General features: G+C 60.7%; 3 protein-coding genes. All 3 read right to left on the bottom strand.

Translation table 11 applies throughout. The features are described 5' to 3' along the window. Window positions 1–518: metallo-beta-lactamase (gene bla, locus WA354_RS15375; protein ID WP_472813902.1), on the bottom strand; the 518-nt coding region annotated here is incomplete at its 3' end. A 35-nt stretch (window positions 519–553) separates the two neighbouring features. Next, complete coding sequence (locus WA354_RS15380; RefSeq protein WP_472813900.1) at window positions 554–1,966, bottom strand: UDP-N-acetylmuramoyl-tripeptide--D-alanyl-D-alanine ligase; 1,413 nt, start codon at window positions 1,964–1,966, stop codon at window positions 554–556. Further along, a partial coding sequence (locus WA354_RS15385) for a glutamate ligase domain-containing protein (protein ID WP_472813901.1) occupies window positions 1,963–2,428 on the bottom strand: 466 nt, incomplete at its 5' end. The genes WA354_RS15385 and WA354_RS15380, both read right to left, overlap by 4 nt.

The raw sequence follows: 2,428 nt of genomic DNA on the forward strand, positions 1-2,428 counted from the left end.
TCGTCGAGGGTCCATGTGGTGGTGCCCCTGGTGTGGCCTGCGGTCAGGTGCGCGGTGAGCGTCGTACCGCCGAGGGAGACGGTGTCACCGTCGTGAAGAATACGGTCGACTTTCGTCGGCGGGAACCACATCGTCTTGTCTGCCGCGTAATCGAAATCATTGTGGCCGCCGGATTCGACAACAGGAACATCCTGCGCCATCACTTCGTATTTCGCTCCCGTCTCGCGCTTGATCTCGGCGCTTCCGGCGCAGTGATCGTAGTGGCCGTGGCTGATGAGCAGAATCCTCGTGTCGCTGTATTTAAAGCCGAGCGATTCAATGGCTTTTTGTATCAGGGGCGGCGACGATTCGAGATTGCTGTTGATGAGGATGTTGCCCTGCGGCGTGACGATGAGGTAGGCTGCGAGGTCCTCACTGCCCACATAGTACAGATTTCCGGCGATGCGGAACGCTGGAAATGGCGTAGTCCATGAAGCGGGAACCTCAGCCGCGAGATGCAAGCTGAAGATGACAAAAATGAATGCAGATACGATGCGGGGAAGGATACGGCGAATCACTGGTTCTCCGTTGACGTGAAATGTAACTTCAGCACTTCAATGGCGCGTTCAAGTTGGACGCCGCGGGAGCCTTTGACCAGCATGACGTCACCGGGCTGAAGATTTTTGGCGAGCCACTCACCTGCGGTCGGCGCGTCGGGCAGGAAGATGGAAGCGACTCCGCAGAGACACGCGGCGGCAGCGAGATGTTGCGCATTGCCGCGCACGCCCACCACGAGATCGATCCCGGCATCGGCGGCAGCCTTGCCGCAGGCAGAATGTAAGATCGCAGCGTGCTCGCCGAGTTCGAGCATTTCTCCCGCAACGAGGATGCGACGCTGGGCAGGTCGCGCGGCCAGCGTGTGAATCATGGATTGCAGCGCTTCGGGGTTGGAGTTGTAGCTGTCATTCAGAATCGTAGCGCCGGCGATTTCGAGAATTTCTCCACGCTTGCTGCCGGGTGTAAGGGTCTCGAGAGCGGCAATGGCGGCGTCGAGGTCGACTCCGGCTTCGAGCGCAACGGCGAGGCCGGCCATCGCGTTCTGCGCGTTGTGTGCGCCGAGAAGATGGAGTTTGAAGTTCCCGTCCTGTTCCCCGGCGCGAAAATGCACGTTCAGGCCGGAGATATCTTCCTTGACATCGAGGATTGCCGGGTCGCCGCAGGGACCGATGCCGAAGTAAACGACCTTCCCCTGGAAGTCGCGGCCGAACTGGGAGACATAAGCATCGGAACAGTTGAGGAAGGCGACGCCGTTCGAGGGCAGCGCTTCGATCAGCTCATACTTGGCGCGCGCGATGCCGGCCTGACCCTCGGCGAAGTTTTCGATGTGCGCAGTACCGACGTTGGTCACGACACCCCAGTCGGGCGAGGCAATTCGGGCGAGTGTTGCGATCTCGCCCAGGTGGTTCATGCCCATCTCGATGACGGCGTATTCGTGCTCGGGTTGAAGTCGCAGCAGTTGCAGTGGCAAGCCAAAGGCGTTATTGAGATTGCCCTGCGACTTCAGCACATTGAATCTTGCGGCAAGCGCGGCGGCAATGGCCTCCTTTGTGGTCGTCTTGCCGGCCGATCCGGTAATGGCGACAACCCGTTTTCCCCACTGACGGCGCACATTTGAGGCGAGGGCCTGAAGCGCAACGAGCGGATCTTCCGTAATGAGAAGCGGAACTGCGAGCACAGCGTCAGGCAGTGTCGCGACCTTGGCGCGCGAAACGACCGCCGCCACTGCCCCTCGCTCGAGGGCTGCCGCTATGTAATCATGGCCGTCGAGCCGCTCTCCGCGCACAGCGAAAAACAGATCGCCCGGAGCCGTTGTCCGCGAATCAATGGAATAGCCGGTGGCTGTTCGCATGCCTGGGCTTGAGATGCCGGAAGGAGCTTCGAGAACCGCACCTGCGCCGATGGCCGCTTCTGCCAGTGTCAACTTCATCGTTCTCCACCGTATCCCAAATCGCGCAGCGCGGCGAGTGCAATTTGTGAGTCGTCGAAGGGGATGGTGCGGTCGGCGAGGATCTGTTCCTTCTCGTGGCCCTTGCCGGCGATCAGAACCACGTCGTCAGGCTTCGCCGATCCCAGGGCGAAGTGAATGGCGGCGGCGCGATCGAGCTCAACGGTGTAATGCACGCCGCTGGCTTTGAGCGCCGGTTCAATTTCATTGAGAATCGCCCGCGGATCTTCAGAGCGCGGGTTGTCGCTGGTAGCCACCACAAAGTCGCTTCCCTCACCCGCGGCATAGCCCATCTTGGGGCGCTTGGTACGGTCGCGATCGCCGCCGCAGCCGAAGAGCGTGATGATGCGGCCTTCGGACTTTGCAACGAGTTGACGCGCGAGGGCGATCAGGTTGCGGAGCGCGTCGTCAGTGTGTGCGTAGTCCACGATCACGGTAAAAGGC

The sequence above is a fragment of the Occallatibacter sp. genome (assembly GCF_049802275.1).
Taxonomy (GTDB): domain Bacteria; phylum Acidobacteriota; class Terriglobia; order Terriglobales; family Acidobacteriaceae; genus Telmatobacter.